The 19,486-nt window shown below is 37.0% G+C and carries 10 protein-coding genes; 2 read left to right on the forward strand and 8 right to left on the reverse strand.

Annotation, left to right across the window (positions count from 1 at the left end; translation table 11 throughout):
• Positions 1-21 precede the first annotated feature (21 nt).
• Positions 22-909: a UTP--glucose-1-phosphate uridylyltransferase GalU gene (gene galU / locus AC22L0_RS20780; RefSeq protein WP_002097988.1), complete on the reverse strand. Its 888-nt coding sequence runs from the start codon at positions 907-909 to the stop codon at positions 22-24.
• Positions 910-1,016: 107 nt separating this feature from the next.
• Positions 1,017-2,741, reverse strand: coding sequence for a phospho-sugar mutase (locus AC22L0_RS20785; RefSeq protein ID WP_087964805.1), 1,725 nt, complete (start codon positions 2,739-2,741; stop codon positions 1,017-1,019).
• A 143-nt stretch (positions 2,742-2,884) separates the two neighbouring features.
• Here AC22L0_RS20785 and cdaS point away from each other — a divergent pair, with 143 nt between their 5' ends.
• Positions 2,885-3,490, forward strand: coding sequence for a sporulation-specific diadenylate cyclase CdaS (cdaS, locus tag AC22L0_RS20790; protein WP_000545253.1), 606 nt, complete (start codon positions 2,885-2,887; stop codon positions 3,488-3,490).
• A gap of 174 nt (positions 3,491-3,664) precedes the next feature.
• On the opposite strand, the gene pepA is transcribed toward cdaS, so the two are convergent.
• From pepA to AC22L0_RS20815, 5 genes are all read right to left on the reverse strand, one after another.
• Complete coding sequence (gene pepA, locus AC22L0_RS20795; RefSeq protein WP_000487949.1) at positions 3,665-5,149, reverse strand: cytosol aminopeptidase; 1,485 nt, start codon at positions 5,147-5,149, stop codon at positions 3,665-3,667.
• 159 nt (positions 5,150-5,308) lie between these two features.
• Positions 5,309-5,935, reverse strand: coding sequence for a 3D domain-containing protein (locus AC22L0_RS20800; protein WP_000920098.1), 627 nt, complete (start codon positions 5,933-5,935; stop codon positions 5,309-5,311).
• A gap of 86 nt (positions 5,936-6,021) precedes the next feature.
• Complete coding sequence (locus AC22L0_RS20805; protein WP_000027016.1) at positions 6,022-6,339, reverse strand: YuiB family protein; 318 nt, start codon at positions 6,337-6,339, stop codon at positions 6,022-6,024.
• A complete protein-coding gene (locus AC22L0_RS20810) occupies positions 6,336-6,842 on the reverse strand; it encodes an NUDIX hydrolase (protein ID WP_000415320.1) in 507 nt (168 codons plus the stop codon). Before AC22L0_RS20810 ends, AC22L0_RS20805 begins: the two co-directional genes overlap by 4 nt.
• A 123-nt stretch (positions 6,843-6,965) precedes the next feature.
• Positions 6,966-8,174, reverse strand: coding sequence for an NAD(P)/FAD-dependent oxidoreductase (locus tag AC22L0_RS20815; protein ID WP_000856612.1), 1,209 nt, complete (start codon positions 8,172-8,174; stop codon positions 6,966-6,968).
• A gap of 461 nt (positions 8,175-8,635) precedes the next feature.
• On the opposite strand from AC22L0_RS20815, the gene AC22L0_RS20820 reads away from it, so the two are divergent.
• On the forward strand, positions 8,636-9,625 hold the full coding sequence (locus tag AC22L0_RS20820) for an NAD(P)/FAD-dependent oxidoreductase (protein ID WP_000829788.1): 990 nt from the start codon (positions 8,636-8,638) through the stop codon (positions 9,623-9,625).
• Between the two features lie 112 nt (positions 9,626-9,737).
• Here AC22L0_RS20820 and AC22L0_RS20825 read toward each other — a convergent pair whose 3' ends face one another.
• Positions 9,738-19,445, reverse strand: a complete 9,708-nt coding sequence (locus tag AC22L0_RS20825; protein ID WP_139894699.1) for an isopeptide-forming domain-containing fimbrial protein — start codon at positions 19,443-19,445, stop codon at positions 9,738-9,740.
• Positions 19,446-19,486: the final 41 nt, after the last annotated feature.

The raw sequence follows: 19,486 nt of genomic DNA on the forward strand, positions 1-19,486 counted from the left end.
ACTGAAATAACTCATTTTTTATTATGACTCTTGATTCGCTTGTTCTTCTAAAATTTTCTTCATCATCGCAACCATGTCATCACGTAATTCTGGGTGTTGCAGAGCCATTTCGATTGTCGTTTGAACGAATCCCAGCTTTTCACCTACGTCGTAGCGCTTTCCTTCGAAATCGTAGGCAAATACACGTTGGATTTCATTTAAGCTTTGGATTGCATCTGTTAACTGAATTTCACCACCAGCACCGACATGTTGCTGTTCTAAGAACATAAAGATTTCAGGCGTTAAAATGTAGCGCCCCATAATCGCTAAGTTTGAAGGAGCTGTACCTTGTGCTGGTTTTTCAACGAAATTGCGAACTTGGTAACGACGACCTTCTTGTTCTAATGGATCGATAATTCCATAGCGATGTGTTTCCGACTCCGGAACAGTTTGTACACCAATAACAGAAGAAAGTGTTTTTTCATACTCATCCATTAATTGACGTAAACACGGTTTCTCAGCTTGGACAATATCATCACCTAGTAACACTGCAAATGGCTCATCACCAATGAATTTACGTGCACACCAAACAGCATGTCCTAGTCCCTTCGGCTCTTTTTGACGGATGTAATGAATATCTACCATTTTTGAAGAAGCTTGTACTTTTTCAAGCAACTCATATTTTTTCTTCTCTAATAAGTTTTGTTCTAGTTCAAATGCGTTATCAAAATGATCTTCGATAGAGCGCTTTGTTTTACCAGTAACAATAATAATATCTTCGATTCCCGATTTCACTGCTTCTTCTACAATGTATTGAATCGTTGGTTTATCTACTATCGGTAACATTTCTTTCGGCATTGCTTTCGTTGCTGGTAAAAAACGTGTTCCTAATCCAGCTGCTGGGATTATCGCTTTTCTTACTTTTTTCATCACAAAATACCCTCTCTCCTGTCGGAATCAATAGCAAGCATTTCCTACATAAAACAAAAGGGAGATTTCGCTCCCTTTTGTTCCTTACTACTTAAAATTACTTTGTATTATAAACGATTCATAATGTCTTCTTTAATAGTAAGTAACTTTTGTTCACTATTTTGTAAAGAACTATCTTTTACACCAAAGTAAAACTTAATCTTCGGCTCAGTTCCAGATGGGCGTAGGCAGAACCATGAACCATCCTCTAATTGATATTTTAACACATTTGATTTCGGTAAGTGAATCTCTTCTTTATGTCCATCTTGTAAAGATGTAACGATGCTTGCTTTATAGTCTTCCACTGCTACGACTGTTAAACCCGCCACTTCTTTCGGAGGATTCTCACGGAACGTTGCCATCATCTCTTGGATTTTTTCCGCTCCATCTTTTCCTTTTAACGTTAACGATACAAGGTCTTCACGGAAGAAGCCGTATTTCTCAAATACTTCTAATAGACCGTCATATAACGTTTTCCCTTGTGATTTGTAGTATGCAGCTACTTCACATGCAAATAGAACAGATTGTACTGCATCTTTATCACGGCAGAATGGGCGGATTAAATAACCATAGCTTTCCTCATAACCGAATTGGAATTCATATTGTCCACTTTCTTCATACTGTCTAATTTTCTCACCGATAAATTTAAATCCAGTTAACGTATCAATTGTATCTAAACCGTATGCTTTTGCAATTGTACGACCAATTTCAGACGTTACGATTGTTTTTAATACGACACCGTTCTCTGGAAGCGTTCCGTTTTCTTTCTTTTGAGATAGTAAGTAATCAAGCATTAATGCACCTGTTTGGTTTCCTGTTAATACTTGGAACTCACCATTATGATTACGCACTGCTACACCAAGGCGGTCTGCGTCAGGATCAGTTGCGATTAATACATCTGCGCCTACCTTTTCACCGTCACGAATTGCATACTCAAACGCTGCGTGCTCTTCTGGGTTCGGTGATTTTACTGTAGAGAAGTTTGGATCTGGTAACTCTTGCTCTTTTACAACTGTTACATCTGTAAATCCAACTTCTTTTAAACCACGGCGTACAGAAATATTTGATGTTCCGTGTAATGGTGTAAAGACGATTTTTAAGTCTTTACCAACCTTTTGTACCATTTCTTTATTAATGATGACATTGTTCAATTCTGCAGCATATGCATCATCTACTTCTTGTCCAATAATATGTAATAAACCGTCAGCTTTTAATTGCTCTACATCAGCGACTTCAACTGTTAATTCATCTTCTACTGCATTTACGTAGCTAATTAACTCATCTGCCTCTTTTGGAGGTAACTGTCCACCATCTTCACCGTATACTTTGTATCCGTTATATTCAGGCGGATTATGGCTTGCCGTAAGAACGATTCCACTTACTGTATGTAAATGACGAACTGCGAAAGAAAGTACTGGCGTTGGACGTAAGCTTTCAAACACATATGTTGTGATACCACGTGCACCAAGTGTAGCAGCGACTTCCATTGCGAACTCAGGTGATTTATGACGAGAATCATAGGCTACAACAACACCGCGTTTTTTCGCTTTCTCACCTAACTTTTCGATAAAGCTTGCTAATCCTTTTGTTGCTTTACGAACTGTATATACATTTAAACGGTTCGTACCAGCACCAAGTTCACCACGCATACCACCTGTGCCAAACTCTAGATTTTTATAAAAGCTATCCTCGATTTTCTTCTCATCTTGCTTCATATTTTCTAGCTGTTCTTTTAATTCTGCATCTAATTGTGCGTAAGAAAGCCAGCGACTAAATTCTTGTTTCCAATTCATTCTTCTCTCTCCTCTCGCTCGTCATACCTTTATTATATGAAAAAAACATGCTGTATCTCAATATTTTATAAAATCTAACAGGATTTTACTAGGAATATTTGTATACACTATTGTTAAATACTCCACTAAAGGGAATGAGGATTATGCACGAATGGGGCTTGTCAGAAGAGCTCAAAATACAAACAAAGCAAATGATTGAAATTGCTGAAAAAGAACTATCGATTATGAGGAACGCAATCGATAAAGAAGACGAATGTATTTTATGCAAAATGGAAGATATTCATCATATGTTAGCAAATGTACAAACATTAGCAGCTACATACTATATTCAGGCATATTTATCACCTTATACGGAAAGTTCATCTTTTATTACGACAGCTATCCAACATTTAAGCGCCAGAAAACATGGTGCTCTTATCGTCGTGGAACGAAACGAGACGCTTGAAGCTCTCATTCAAACTGGAACGACATTAAACGCTCATTTAACTGCGCCATTACTCGAATCAATATTTTATCCAGGTAACCCCCTTCATGACGGTGCCGTTCTCGTAAAAAATAATCATATTGTCTCAGCTGCTAATATTCTTCCTTTAACGAAAAGTACAGAAGTTGATCCTGAGCTAGGAACACGTCACAGAGCTGCAATTGGCTTATCTGAAAAGAGTGATGCACTTATATTAGTTGTCTCTGAAGAAACGGGCCGTACTTCTTTTGCTTTAAATGGGGTTTTGTATACGATTTCTTTATAAAGTGAAACTTTAATCAGCCCTCACCAATCGAGCGTTTACCGGCAATCCGACCTAACTGCTTTCCTTTCGCTGAATTTTGAGTTATGGGTCTTACTACCCAGCAAATAGTGGGATAAACAAACCTATAAAAAAGAAGACTGTTCCAAAATATCGGAACAGTCTTCACTTATACTCTTATTCTTCTCCAAAACGCTCCACAAGTGTTGCAAGTGTACGTACCATTGCGCCAGTTGCTCCAGCTGGACCTAAGTCGTGCGCACCTTTTGTTTCTGATGTTCCAGCGATATCTAAGTGTACCCATGGTGTATCTTCAGCGAATTCGCCTAAGAATGTACCTGCCATAACCGCATGTCCTTCACGGCCTGGTGAGTTATTTAAATCAGCAAACTTACTGTTTCTCACACGTTCTTTATCACGATCAAAAATCGGTAGTTGCCAAATTGGCTCATCTGTTTCCATAGAAGCCTCTAGCACTTGCTCAAATAACTCTTCATTATTTGTCATTGCGCCTGTCGTATAGTTTCCAAGTGCAACAATTACACCGCCTGTTAATGTTGCAACATCAACAAGGTAGTTTGCACCAAGTTTTTTCGCATACGTAATACCGTCAGCTAAAGCTAGACGACCTTCTGCATCCGTATTTAATACTTCAATTGTTTTTCCGCTCATAGATGTGATTACATCGTCTGGCTTAAATGCCGTACCACTTACAACGTTATCAGTTGAAGGAATAACAGCGATCACATTTTGTTCTGGGCGAAGTTCACCGATAATTTCCATCGCACCTAATACAGCAGCTGCACCGCCCATATCACCTTTCATACCAACCATGCCTTCACGTGGTTTTAAAGAATAACCACCTGTATCGTATGTAATACCTTTTCCAACGAACCCAATGACATCTGTCCACTCTTCTTTTCCTTTATAAATAAGAGCGATCATTTTTGGTGGCTCTACACTACCTTGGTTTACTGCAAGTAACGCACCCATACCAAGGTCTTCCATCTCTTCTTTCTCAAGAACTTTATAGTCCATATCATACTTCTCCGCTAATTCAACAGCATACTCAGCAAGCTTTGTCGCTGTTAATACGTTTGGCGGCATATTTACAAGTGTACGAGCTGAATTTGTTGCACGTCCATGTACGTAGCCAACTGTTAATGCTGCTTCAATTTCTTGTGCATCTTCCGCTGTAATAGCCGTGAACTTCTCTAACTCTACACGATCCTTTTTATCTGATTTATACGTTTGTAACTCATATGTACCAAGGCCTTGTACCTCTGCCGCAATATGAGCGACATCAATCGCGTCTAATTTCTCTGTTACGAAAGAATCAAGTAAGATTGCTGCATCTCGTACTTTTGCTGCTTGCAGTGTTTTAAACGCCTTACCAAGAGCCGCACGTAACGTTTCTGTCGTGTAAGATTCTTTCTTTCCTAAACCAACAAAGTAATAACGTTTCACATTTGTTTTCCCTAAGCTATGTACTTTCGAAATGGCCTTTTTCTTCGTAGATAATTCTTTCTCTTCTAGTAAAACTTGTAATTGCCCTTCAAACGCTTTGTCCAGTTCTTGTACAAAACTACTCATTTTCTCTTCTTCAAATAAAGCAACAATTACCGCTTCATGACCTGCTAATTCTTTTTGTACTTGAAACATGTTCAGACCCCCTAAATTTCTCTACCACCATTATAACTTTATTTTCGATAAAATGCGATAATTCTAACTACAGTTATATGGCGTGTAAAATCGCAGATCCAAAATCTCCTCTATCATGAAATAAGCCAAGAAAAAAAGTCTAGCGTAATTACGACTAGACTATCTTTGTTTTAAATATTGACCACGAAACACTTGCATCGTTTCGTCTTGATTTAACATCGTTAACTCTTCTTCTGTAAACTTACCATTTCCTACTTTTACTACGTACACATTTACTTTTTTCTTACCCCATTGGCTATAAACATCTTTCACCGTATCATAATATAGATCAAGACGGTTTCCTTTTATTGCACCGCCCTTATCAGCTACTACACCATATCCATAACCTGGTACGAATAGAATCGTTCCAATCGGAAATACGCGTAAGTCCGCAGCGATTGTGGAATATAAATCCCTTTTCACTTTAACACCTGAATATGTAATACCATACTCTGGATGCCCCGGCCTCTTACCAGTTGACTCAATCCCCGATGTATAACCTGTTGCAGTCATTTCAATTGAACGATATTTAGACCAGTCGTTTGCCTGCTCTAAAGCATTTATCACTTCTTTACTCGGAGCAACATTTCTCTTAACTTCTGCTGCATGTACTTCTTTTGCACTCATTCCTTCATATATCTTTACAATCTCTAATAAAGAAACTCCTGTGAAAGCATTCCATGTTACGCATAATGCAATTGCAAGTAAACAAGTCATCATAATGCGAATACAATATCGTTTTAACATTTTTATATTCCACACTCCTTCATCGTTAATCATTCCCTATACGATGAAGGAATATGCAAAAAAATAATCTCCAACTTAATTGGAGATTAAAACATTTGATATCCGCTTTTCCGAAGTTTCTTGATTACGACTCCTGCTAAAGCAGCCCCTACTAATCCAGTAGATAGAATAAATACGTCTGCTTGTCCTAAGTGCGATACACTTGTCCCAAATGAAGAAAATGTTTCTTTCGGTTTTGAAAAATAATCCCACATACTCGCTTTATTAATAATAAGCATACAAACAATCGGATACACAATAACCATTACCCAAGTAGCTCGCAAAATCATATTGAGTAAAAATCCAATTCCAAAGAACAAAATAAAGAATAACATCATTGAAATAAGTAGTACCGGTATACTCACTCTTTTCCCCTCTCCTCCGCACGTGCCGTAAATACGTGATAAGCTGTATAACCAAATGGTTCACCTGGATTTAATGTTTTGTCCACTTCAAGATGTAGTTCTGATCTTCCTTCTAACAAATATTTAATAAGCACAGACGTATTCGGATCGTCTACAATCTTATCCGGATGTAAGAACGCCACTTCAGACAATTCTTTCTCCTGTACAATAATATTTTCTCCTTCAGGTTCCAAAAGGAAAATAATCATATTATCACTAATCTCATTACGAATAACACCCGATCGAACACCAATAATCCCCTTCACATGAGCGACAATGCCTGTCTCTTCTAACACTTCGCGTTTCACAGCTTCATCAACCGTCTCACCTTCATTTACAAAACCAGCCGGTAAAGACCATTTTCCTTTTAATCCACTGTATTTCTTCTTAACAAATAGCCACCTACCATCTTTTGTAGCTACTAAACCACTAACAGCTAGCCATACCTTCCCTCGTTTCTCCATGATGTAATAACCTCCTCCATCAGAACGGACAGAATATTCTTTCTTTTTTATATATTATACTATATTTTTAATATGAAAAAAGCAGAAACAGCTCTTAGCCGTTTCTGCTTTTTCTACTATATATTAAAAGAACTTTAATTTACCTTTTTTAAGAACTAATAAAGGTCCACCTAATAAGAATAGGTAACGGTTATCGATTACTTTCTTCATGAAGGAAGCTTTCCAACCTGTTAACTTTTTACCCATAACAACGCCCATTGCATCGTCATGACCTAAAGAACATACAGATCCTTTATTATCGAATGCGAATTTCTTCATTTCGCCCTTGCCACGAACTAATACAGTTAAGTTGTGTGCAATATTGTAACCTTGTTGAATTGCAATTTGTGCTGTTGGTGGGTAAGGACGGTTAATTTCTTCATTAATGATTAACGCTGCGTCACCAACCATGAATACATCTTCGTATCCTGGAGCGTGCATGTACTCATCAACTTTTACACGTCCGCGCATTGCTTCAAAGCCAGACTCTTCCACAATACCATTACCACGAACACCTGCAGCCCAAACTACTGTTTCAGACTTAATTAATTCAGTGTCATCGCCATTCGCAACGATAATACCTTCTTCAGTTGCTTCTTTAATTGCTGTACCGATGCGGAATTCTACACCTTTTTTCTCAAGCTGTTTTACAGCGTATTCTACTAACGCTGGATCGAAACCTGGAAGTGCTGTTGGAGCAGCTTCTACACAGATGATACGTGCTTTTTCACGTGGTACATTATACTCTTTGCAAAGTTCAGGAACACGGTTTGCAAGCTCACCTACGTACTCGATACCAGTAAATCCAGCACCACCAACAACGATTGTTACTAACTCATCGCGTTGTTCAGTTGCATATTTAGAGAAACTAGCTTCCATATGCTCACGAATTTCACGAGTTGCATTAATGTTAGCGATTGAGAATGCATGCTCTTTTAATCCTGTAATTCCGAATGTTTCTGATTCGAAACCAAGACCAATTACTAAGTAATCATACTCTAACTCGCCATCTTTTAAGATAATGCGTTTTTCAGCAGCTTTAATTTCTACTACTGTGTCTTGTACAAAGTTCACTTTATTTGTATCAATAACGTCTTGAATATCTAGACAGATTTTTTCATCTTGTAATGTACCAGCTGCGCTCTCATGTAACCAAGTCGCTTGGTAGTGATAGCTGTTGTTGTTTACTAGCGTAATTTCAGCTTCATTTACAGATAATGCTTTTTGCAGACGAACAGTCGTAATCATCCCGCCATAACCTGCACCTAAAACTACGATTTTTGGAGTCTTCACCAAATCACAACCCTTTTCTTTATATAATAGTAATAAAAAATAATACCAAGTACTAAAAACTCTATTTGTCAAGAATGTGGAATTTATCACATTCTATATCATAACAAAACGCAGTCAAAAAATCGTACGAATTTTGTCATAGAAATTTAACATAATACTTCCCTATATTAGTCGGTTTTATTCCAGAATTCAAGCGTCTGGAGAATTATCAATATTTTAAAATAACATAGCGTTTTCAAGGGTTTTTTAGCCTTTTTTTCATGTATTTTCCTTTCTGTATATTTTATACAATAAAAAAGAACCGATGCGAAAACTTACACACAATTCAGTCGTTTTCAGAAGTATTATGAACTCAAATATGCTATCATTTATTTGAAAGTATCATCATTTGCAGGATTTTCGTGTACATATGAACAATATATGAAATCAATATCAAAATTCCATCTATAGGGGGAATGAAAGTGGCAGAAAATCAAAAAGTTTACGACATAACAATTATTGGTGGTGGTCCAACGGGACTGTTCACAGCATTTTATGGCGGTATGAGACAAGCAAGTGTAAAAATCATTGAAAGCTTGCCTCAACTTGGCGGACAATTATCCGCACTCTACCCTGAAAAATACATTTATGATGTGGCTGGATTTCCAAAAGTGCGCGCACAAGAATTAGTTGATAACTTAAAAGAGCAAATGAAGAAATTTGACCCAACTGTTTGTTTAGAAGAAGCTGTCGATACGCTTGAGAAACAAGCTGACGGTATATTTAAACTTGTTACGAATAAGCAAACTCACTATTCTAAATCAGTTATTATTACTGCTGGCAATGGTGCTTTCCAACCACGCCGCTTAGAATTAGAAGGTACAGCGAAATACGAAAAGAAAAACTTACATTATTTCGTTGATGATATGAATAAATTTGCTGGTAAGCGCGTCGTAGTATTTGGCGGTGGCGACTCAGCAGTAGACTGGACAATGATGTTAGAACCGATTGCTGAAAAAGTTACAATCGTTCATCGTCGTGATAAATTCCGTGCGCATGAACATAGCGTAGAAAGCTTAATGAATTCTCGTGCAGAAGTAAGTACACCATACGTTCCAGTAGAACTCATTGGTGATGACAAGATTGAACAAGTCGTTCTTCAACATGTAAAAACGGAGGAAAAAATTATCATCGATGTTGATGACGTAATCGTAAACTACGGCTTCGTTTCTTCTCTTGGCCCAATTAAAAACTGGGGCTTAGATATACAAAAAAACAGCATCCTTGTAAATTCAAAAATGGAAACAAATATTCCTGGCATTTACGCTGCTGGTGACATTTGTACATATGAAGGAAAAGTAAAACTTATCGCTTGTGGATTTGGCGAAGCACCGACAGCAGTAAACAATGCAAAAGCTTACTTCGATCCAAATGCAAAACTTCAACCGATGCATAGCTCAAGTATGTTTTAATATACAAAAATAAAGCTCCTTCCATACGCGGAAGGAGCTTTCCTTTTATATAACATAAAAGCACACTGAGTCCAATAAACTATCGAACTCAGTGTGCTTTTCGTCTAAAAAATTATTGTTTTCTTCTTCTACCTAATACGAATAATACTCCGCCAACTAAGAATGAAATTCCCGCACCAACTGACATCATCCATGAATGTGCTGCCCCTGTTTTCGGTAATTCTTTTTCTACTTTTACTTGAGGTTCTTTAATTAACTTTTCCAGTCTTACTTCCGGTTTCACTTCTGGTTTCTTCAGATCTTTCGGTTCCTCCGGTTTCACTTCTGGTTCTTTCGGCTCTTCTGGTTCCTTCGGCTCTTTCGGTTCCTCCGGTTTCACTTCTGGTTCCTTCGGTTCTTTCGGCTCTTCTGGCTTCACTTCTGGTTCTTTCGGCTCTTCCGGCTTCACTTCTGGTTCCTTCGGTTCTTTCGGCTCTTCCGGCTTCACTTCTGGTTCCTTCGGTTCTTTCGGCTCTTCCGGTTTCACTTCTGGTTCCTTCGGTTCTTTCGGTTCTTTCGGTTCTTTCGGTTCTTTCGGTTCTTTCGGTTCTTTCGGCTCTTCCGGCTCTTCCGGCTTCACTTCTGGTTCCTTCGGTTCTTTCGGCTCTTCCGGCTTCACTTCTGGCTCCTTCGGCTCTTCCGGTTTCACTTCTGGTTCTTTCGGTTCTTTCGGTTTCACTTCTGGTTCCTTCGGCTCTTCTGGTATCTTAAGATCTTCTTTTGTTTTCGGTAAAATTGTAACTGTAGGCTCAAGTGGTGGATTTATTTTATCGTCCACTACCGCTCTATTTGTTATCCCTTTACTTGGTGCTGCTTTTACCTTCACTTTAAAAATAATACTACGTTCTTTCGTATCTGTAATTTCTAGATACTTTGCTATTACTTTTCCAAACTCCATTTTTAACTCTATTGGATTTGGTTCAGCCCCTTCAAATCTAATGCTATCTTGCACGTACTCTAAACCGGCTGGAATTTCATCTTCTACCTTTACCTCTGCTAGTTTGCCGTTTTCTACCGTATTTTTGAAATTAATTCGGTATTCTACTTCTTCTCCTAGCTTCGGTTCTTTATTATTTACTGTCTTCGTCGCTTTTAACTTACCATCTTTATATTCTGGCTTTATTGTCGCTGTCGGTTCCATAACTGGATGATCTGGATCATCTACATGAATGATCGCTTTATTTGTTATTTCCTCTCCAACTTTTACTGATTCTTTTACCTTTACTTTAAAGATGATACTTCTTTCTTTCGTATCCGTAATTTCTGGATACTTCACTGTTACTTTTCCATTCTCGACTTTAAGTTCTGTTGGCACAGGCTTATCACCTACGGCCTCCAGACTTTCTTTCACATACTCTAAACCAGACGGAATTTCATCTTCAATCTTTACATCAACTAACTTCCCGCCATCTACTGTGCCGTTAAAAGTAATTCGATATTCGATTTCTTCCCCTAGCTTTGGTTCATGGTTACTTACTTCTTTCCTTGCCTCTAGTTTCCCATCTTTATATTGAGGTGTAATTGGTATAAGTGACTCAACTGGTGGATTTGTCGGATTATTATCATCCACAACCGCCTTGTTTATAATTTCTTTTCCTACTTGTACCGTTTCTTGTACTTTCACTTTAAAGATGATACTTCTTTTTTTCGTATCCGTAATTTCTGGATACTTTGCTGTTACTTTTCCATTCTCAACTTTAAGTTCTACTGGATTTGGTTCCGGCCCATCAGACTTTATACTATCCTGTACGTATTCTAAACCAGCTGGAATTTCGTCCTCTACTTTTACCTCAGTTAGTTTGCCGTTTTCTACTGTATTTTCAAAACTAATTCGATATTCTACTTCTTCTCCTAACTTCGGTTCATGGTTACTCACTGTCTTTTCAGCTTGTAATACACCCTCTTTATGTTGAGGTTGTATCGCGACATTCGGTTTCTCTGGTGGATTTATAGTATCTTCCACAACCGCCGTATTCACAATCGCTTCGCCAATTTTAGCTTTTTCTTTCACTTTTGCTTTAAAGACGATACTTCTTTCTTTCGTATCCGTAATTTCTGGATATTCTGCGATTACTATGCCGTTTTTCACTTTTACATGCAACGGTTTTGGATTATCCCCCTCAGCTCTTTCGCTACCTTCTACAAACTCTAAACTGTTTGGTAATTCATCCTTAATTTTCACCTTCGCTAATTTTCCGTGCTCAACTACGTTACGGAACGTAATTCGATACTCTACTTCTTCTCCTAATTTTGGAGCTGGGTTATTTACTGTTTTCTCAGCTTTTATTTTTCCATTCTTATACTCCGGTGTAATAATCGCTTCTGGTTTTTGCGGAGGATTCTTCGGATTATCATCATCCACAATTGCCGTATTCACGATTTTCTTCCCGACTTTTACTGCTTCTGTTACTTTTACCTTAAAGATAATGCTACGCTCAGCTGTATCAGTAATATTTTCATACTTCGCTGTAATTTTTCCAGCTTCTTCTTTTAACTCTACCGGATTTGGTTCATTACCTTCTGCTTTTAAACTATCCTTCACATACTCTAATCCATTTGGTAGTTGATCCTCAATTTTCACTTCTGCTAGTTTTCCGTTTTCTACCGTATTTTTAAAACTAATTCGGTACTCTACTTCTTCTCCTAGCTTTGGATCTTTTTTACTTACCTTTTTATTAGCTTTAAATTTACCAGCTTTATGCTGCGGTGTAATATCTACTTCTGGTCGCTCTGGTGGATTTTTTGTATCATCAACAATTGCTTTATTTACAATTGCCTTGTCCACTTCAATGGAATCTTTCACCTTCACTTTAAAGATAATGCTTCTTTCTTTCATGTCAGTGATATTTTCATACTTCGCACTAACCTTACCAGCTTCTTCTTTCAACTCTACTGGGGCCGGCTTATCACCTTCTGCTTTTAGACTATCTTTCACATACTCTAAACCAAACGGAATTTCATCCTCAATTTTAACCTCTGCCAGTTTTCCATCTTTCACCGTATTATTAAATGAAATTCGATATTCGATTTCTTCACCTAGCTTCGGTTTATGATTATTCACCTTTTTATGAGCAGCAATTTTACCATCTTTATATTGTGGTGTAATTTTTGCTGTCGGATCAATTACTGGATGGTTCGGATCATCAACATGGATAATCGCTTTATTTGTAATGTCCTTCCCTATTGTAACCGAATCTTTTACCTTCACTTTAAAGACAATACTTCTTTCTTGCGTATCCATAATCTCTGAATACTTTGCCATTACCTTACCATTTTCTACTTTCAACTCCACTGGTTTTGGCTCTTCACCTTCAGCTTTTTCGCTTCCTTCTACAAACTCTAATCCAGCTGGAATTTTATCTTCTATTTTTACCTCTGCTAGTTTTCCATCTTTCACCGTGTTATTAAAAATAATTCGATATTCGATTTCCTCACCTAACTTCGGTTCATGGTTACTTACTTCTTTTCTTGCCTCAATTTTCCCATCTTTATATTGTGGTGTAATCGGTACATAAGGCTCTTCTGGCAGATTCTTTGTATCATCTACAATTGCCTCATTTACGATTTCTTCTCCCACTTTTACGCTTTCTTTTACCTTCGCTTTAAAGACAATGCTTCTTTCCTCTGTATCTGTAATTTCTGGATACTTTGCCATTACCTTATTATTTTTCACATGTAGCTCTACTGGTTTCGGTTTAGAACCTTCTGCCGTGATACTGCCTTCCACATACTCTAAACCATTTGGTAATGCATCCTTTATATTTACCTCTGCTAGTTTTCCGTTTTCTACCGTGTTTTTAAAACTAATTCGGTATTCTACTTCTTCTCCTAGTTTCGGTTTATGATTATTCGCCACTTTCTGCGCAGCAATTTTACCATCTTTATATTGCGGAGTAATTTCCACATGAGGCTCTTCGGGCTCATTTTTTGTATCTACTACGATTGCTTTATTAACAATCTCCTTGCCTACTTCTGCCTCTTCTTTTACTCTCACTTTAAAGATAATACTTCTTTCTTTTGTATCCGTAATTTCTAGATACTTTGCCATTACCTTGCCGTTTTCAAATTTCAATTCTACCGGACTTGGTTTAGAACCTTCTGCTTGTAAACTGTTCTCCACGTACTCTAATCCAGCTGGAATTTCATCTTCTACTGTAACCTCTACTAGTTTTCCGTTTTCTACCGTGTTTTTAAAACTAATTCGGTATTCTACTTCTTCTCCTAATTTCGGTTTTTTATTGTTTACAAATTTCTCTGCTTTAAGCTTACCGTCTTTATATTCTGGCGTAATTGTTACTTCTGAAGTTGTTGGATCTTTTGTATCATCAACAACCACTTTATTGACAAGGCCTTCACCAACTTTAAATTCTTCTTTTACTTTCGCTTTAAAGACGATACTTCTTTCTTCTGTATCCGTAATCTCTGGATATTTGGCGATTACTTTTCCATCTTTCACTTTCAGTTCTACTGGATCTGGCTTAGTACCTTCTGCTTTCACACTGTTTTCTACATACTCTAAACCTTCTGGTAAAGTATCTTCTATTTTCACCTCTGCTAGTTTTCCGTCTTCTACCGTGTTTTTAAAACTAATGCGGTATTCTACTTCTTCTCCTAACTTCGGCGTTTCATTATTTACCGTCTTCTTCGCTTTCACTTTTCCGTCTTTATGTTGCGGAATAATTTCTGCTGTCGGTGTTTCTGGCGGATGTTTCGTATCGCTCACAATCGCTTCATTAACAATTGAATCGCTCACTTTACCTTTTACTTTCACTTTAAAGGTAATACTTCTCTCTTTTGTATCTGTAATCTCAGGATACTTTGCCATTACCTTACCGTTTTCAAATTTTAATTCCACTGGATCTGGCTTAGAACCTTCTACTTTTAAACTATCTTTCACATACTCTAATCCATTTGGTAAATCATCTTCTATTTTTACCTCTGTTAGCTTTCCATGTTCTACCGTATTTTTAAAGCTAATTCGGTATTCCACTTCTTCTCCTAACTTCGGCGTTTCATTATTTACTATCTTTTTTGCTTCAAGTTTTCCATCTTTATACTGAGGAGTAATTTCCGCTGTCGGATTAACTGGCTTATTTTGCGAATCATCAATAGTTGCTTTATTAATGATTTTTTTACCGACTTTTACTTCTTCTTTTACTTTCACTTTAAAAACGATACTTCTTTCTTCTGTATCCGTAATTTCTGGATATTTTGCCATTACTTTACCGTTTTCAAATTTCAGCTCTACTGAATCTATTCCGGCACCTTCTGCTTTCAAACTATTTTCTACATACTCTAAACCTTCTGGTAAAGTATCCTCTACTGTCACGTCTGTTAGCTTTCCGTTCTTTACCGTATTTTTCATACTAATTCGGTATTCTACTTCTTCTCCTAACTTCGGTGTTTCATTATTTACGATTTTCTTCGCTTTAATTTTTCCATCTTTGTGTAATGGTGTAATTTTCGCTTCTGGTTCTTTCGGATCTTTCATATCATCAACAATTGCCTTATTGATGATTTCCTTCCCCACTTCCGCTTCTTCCTTCACCTTTACCTTAAAGACAATACTTCTTTCTTTCATATCCGTAATATTGTCGTATTCAGCAATAACTTTTCCATCTTTCACACTTAACTTTAATGGAGCTGGTTTATCACCTTCAGCCTTTTCGCTGCCTTTTACATACTCTAAACCGTTAGGAATTGTATCCTCTATTATTACCTTTTCTAGTTTTCCGTTTTCTACCGTGTTCTTAAAGCTAATTCGGTATTCTACTTCTTCTCCTAGTTTTGGTGATGAATTATCTACTGTCTTCTTCGAATCAATTATTCCATCCTTATGTTGCGGAGTAATTCTTTCCTCCGGTTCAATCGGTGGATTTTTCGTATCATCAACAATTGCTTTATTGACAATCTCTTTATCTACTTTTAATTCTTCCTTCACCTTTACTTTAAAGACGATACTTCTTTCTTTCATATCCATAATATCGATATACTTAGCTTTGACTATCCCATTTTCAACAGCTAATTCTACTGGTTCAGGTGCTTCTCCTTCGGCCTTGATGCTATTTTCTACATATTCAAGACCTTTTGGAATTGTATCTTCCACTCGCACCTCTTCAAGTTTTCCGTTCTCAACCGTATTATGAAAACTAATGCGGTACTCGATTTCTTCGCCTAACTTTGGCTTCTTATTATTAACTACCTTTGTAGCAGCAATTTCACCTTTTTTACTTTGCGGTGTAATAACAACCTTTGATTCAACAGGCTCATTTTTCGGATCTTTTGCAATTGCTTTATTTACAATTGCCTCCCCTACCTTTGCCGAATCTTTTACTTTCACTTTAAAAACAATACTTCTTTTTTCTGTATCCATAATCTCTGGATACTTGGCCATTACTTTGCCATCTTCCACTTTTAGTTCTACTGGCTCTGGTTTTATACCTTCAGCTTTCAAACTATCTTTCACGTATTCAACACCTTTAGGTAGTGTATCTTCTACTAGCACCGTTTCTAGTTTTCCGTTTTCTACCGTATTATAAAATGTAATTCGGTATTCCACTTCTTCTCCTAGTTTTGGTGTTTGATTCGTTACGTTTTTTTCTACATCCACTTTACCGTATTTATAATCCGGCGTAATCTTTTCTTCTGGATGCTCAGACTGTCCATTTGGCTCACTCACAACCGCTTTATTAACAATCGTTTCTCCCGCTTTTGCCTCTTCTTTTACTTTCACTTTAAAGGCGATGCTTCGCTCTTTTGTATCCGTAATCTCTGGATATTTTGCGATTACCTTACCATTCTCTACTTTTAACTCTACTGGATTTGGTTCAGTACCTTCAGCTCTCTCACTGCCTTGAACAAATTCTAAGTTAGCTGGAATTTCATCTTCTATTGTAACTGCATCTAGTTTTCCGTTTTCCACCGTATTTTTGAAGCTAATTTGATATTCAACTTCTTCTCCTAGCCTCGGCTTCTTATTTGTTGCTTTTTTCTTTGCAGCAATTTTACCGGCCTTATGCTGTGGTGTAATCTTCTCTTCTAGATTCTTTGGTGGATTTGTTTTATCTCTAACGGTTGCTTTATTAACAATTTCTTCACCAATTTTTGCAGTTTCTTTTACTTTTGTTTTAAAGACGATACTTCTTTCTTCCATATCCATAATTTCTGGATACTTTGCAATTACTTTTCCATTTTCAAACTTCAGCTCTACTGGCTCTGGTTTTGCACCTTCTGCTTTCAAACTATCTTTCACGTATTCAAGACTACTTGGTAATTCATCTTCAATGGTCAATACATCTAGACGTCCATCTTTTGTCTTATTTTTAAATGTAATACGATACTCTACCTCTTCACCTAACTTCGGTGTTTTATTAGAAGCTATTTTTCTCGCCTCTATTTCCCCTGGAACTTCTTTTGGGGTAGTAACCGTAACATTTGCATCGTCCTCAGTTTCATACTTTATCTCGGCACTATCTTGTCCCTTTACAACAACGACATTTTTTACTGTTGTATCTGATTGTACAGAATCTTTCACTTTTACTTTGAATGTAATAACGGTACTTTCACCAGGCTTTAAAACACCACCGTTTTTAGCATCTGCACCCTCACCAACACGGAAATCAATTTGATTATTTACAAACTCTGCTTCATCATCGCTTGCATTATCTGTTTTATTTCCTTTATTACTTCCAGAAACATATTGTATAGACCCTGGAACATACTCTAAACGATCATCTAATTTATCAAAACCTTTTACATTTGATACCGGCGCTTGGTTATTTTTCGTATCATTTTTCACTTCAATTTGATACGTAAACTCTTCACCAACTTTAACGTCCTTAATTTCTTTTCCGGCACTATCTAATGCCTTTTTATCAACTTGTAAGTTTGGAGCATTATGTTCTGTAACGAATGTAGCGTTATTTAATACGTAAATATCACCGCCACCACCATATGCTCTAAAACGCATTTTTGCTTCTTTTAAATCATTTTTCACTTGAGTGGGTCCTTCAAGGTGATACGTATGAATATCTGTACTGAAAGAATTTGTCCAATCTGGATTATATCCTGGGTATTTTTTCGTAACAAATTCGTTAGTACCATCTACTTGTACTTCTGTCATAGATGAGTCATTAACATCATTATCTTTACCTTTAATATTTTTAAACTTTTGATACCCTAACCCAAAATCATACTCTCCATAATCATAGGCATATCCATCATTATCAGCTGGATCACCTTGCGATGAAAAATAACTAAATTTCGCCTTAAAAGCACCTTCTTTTGGTGTGTTTATTTTATTAACATTAATATCTGTCCAGGCTGTACTTTTTTGAGAGACTAGCCCTTCCCAAATCTTCATGTCTTTTACTGTTTCTTTATAGTTTTCATAAACTAAGATAAGATTCCAGTTACCCCAGTAATAGCCACTGCCTTTTTCAAATTTAATTTGTGGCACATTTGCAACTGTCACCGTTTGAGAAATACCTTGCTGTGCAATTACATTTGTTACATCTGCATACGCTACGTATCCTGCACCACTGCCATAGTGATTTGCAATATACGGTAAAGAATCCGCTTTTCGTATACTATCAGCACTTACTTCAGCGTATTGCTTATTTCCCATCTTCATTTTAACGGGTTGTCTTACATCTTCATCGCTAACTCTATAATCTGTCCTTGCATCACTCGGAGTCCCCATAGCAGCTGTCCAAAACAAATACGCCTTTTTCACTTTACTTCCAGCAGGAATGTTAGGAAATGCACCTGTTGACGAATTAAATGTAGTATCATCATTATCAACATCTACAGCTTTTTTATTGGTTTTGCCACCAACACTTTGCCTAGTATAATGATTATCTGTTAAACCAAGCGTCACATTACCAGTCTGTACTAAATTACCAGGAGCAATTGTAGAATACAACGGGTCTCCAAATCCTTGTTTATCTCCTGTTTGGATTTGAACCTTCGAAGCATTTTCTGATGCAGCTTGTACTTCTGCATCACTCTGCTTTACTGCTAAAGGTGATTGCTTTTTCTCTTTTTCTAGTTGCTTCTCAGCCTCAGGTTGTTTTATCTTCTCTATTTCTGTTTTTTGTGCAGATGTATTTTTATCTTCTACAGATACTTTTAATTTTCCATCCACTTCTTTAGTTTTTGAATCAGTTGTTGATCCGATAGCTTTCTTACTACTGTCAGCCTCATCATCGGTATTAGCTTCTAACTTCTCTTCAGAAGGAAGCCCTTCAACATCTACAGACATGTTTCCTATTTGTAGTTGATCCTTTTGCACACTAATTTTTTGCTTATACTCTTTATTAAAATGTTGCGCACGACGAGCTTTTATTAATACAGTCATTTTTTCATGTGATTTTAAATCTTGAATTTTAAGATTAGAAGAAAGAACCTTTCCTCCATTATCTTTTTCCTCTACATAGAAATCCGCTACCTTATTTTCAAGTAACTTCTCTCCGTTTACTTTCACAGATTGCGAAAGAAACTCAATTCCATTGTCATTATTTTGTTTAATTACTAATTCTCGGATTGGTGTATCTCCCGTATTTTCAATCTTATATTGAAATACGTGCTCCCTCTCCGCTACTTCTCCCTTATACATTTCAGCATTCACTTGATCTGCCTTAATTTTCACATCATTTCCTTGTAACTCATCCCAGCTTTTTTTATTTATCTCTGTAGCAAAAGCACTGGGCGAAGGCAATATGATGGATAGAAGAAGTGTGATCATTGTTACGACATTAAAACACTTCAATACTTGCTTCATATTTTCTACCTTTCTCCTTTCTATATACTTGCTATCCGCCT

This window comes from Bacillus sp. LQ01, assembly GCF_057624735.1.

Bases quoted from the DNA above. Each gene is read 5' to 3' on its own strand.
- galU (WP_002097988.1), bottom strand. From the start codon at position 909: ATGAAAAAAGTAAGAAAAGCGATAATCCCAGCAGCTGGATTAGGAACA.
- AC22L0_RS20785 (WP_087964805.1), bottom strand. From the start codon at position 2,741: ATGAATTGGAAACAAGAATTTAGTCGCTGGCTTTCTTACGCACAATTA.
- cdaS (WP_000545253.1), top strand. From the start codon at position 2,885: ATGCACGAATGGGGCTTGTCAGAAGAGCTCAAAATACAAACAAAGCAA.
- pepA (WP_000487949.1), bottom strand. From the start codon at position 5,149: ATGTTTCAAGTACAAAAAGAATTAGCAGGTCATGAAGCGGTAATTGTT.
- AC22L0_RS20800 (WP_000920098.1), bottom strand. From the start codon at position 5,935: ATGTTAAAACGATATTGTATTCGCATTATGATGACTTGTTTACTTGCA.
- AC22L0_RS20810 (WP_000415320.1), bottom strand. From the start codon at position 6,842: ATGGAGAAACGAGGGAAGGTATGGCTAGCTGTTAGTGGTTTAGTAGCT.
- AC22L0_RS20825 (WP_139894699.1), bottom strand. From the start codon at position 19,445: ATGAAGCAAGTATTGAAGTGTTTTAATGTCGTAACAATGATCACACTT.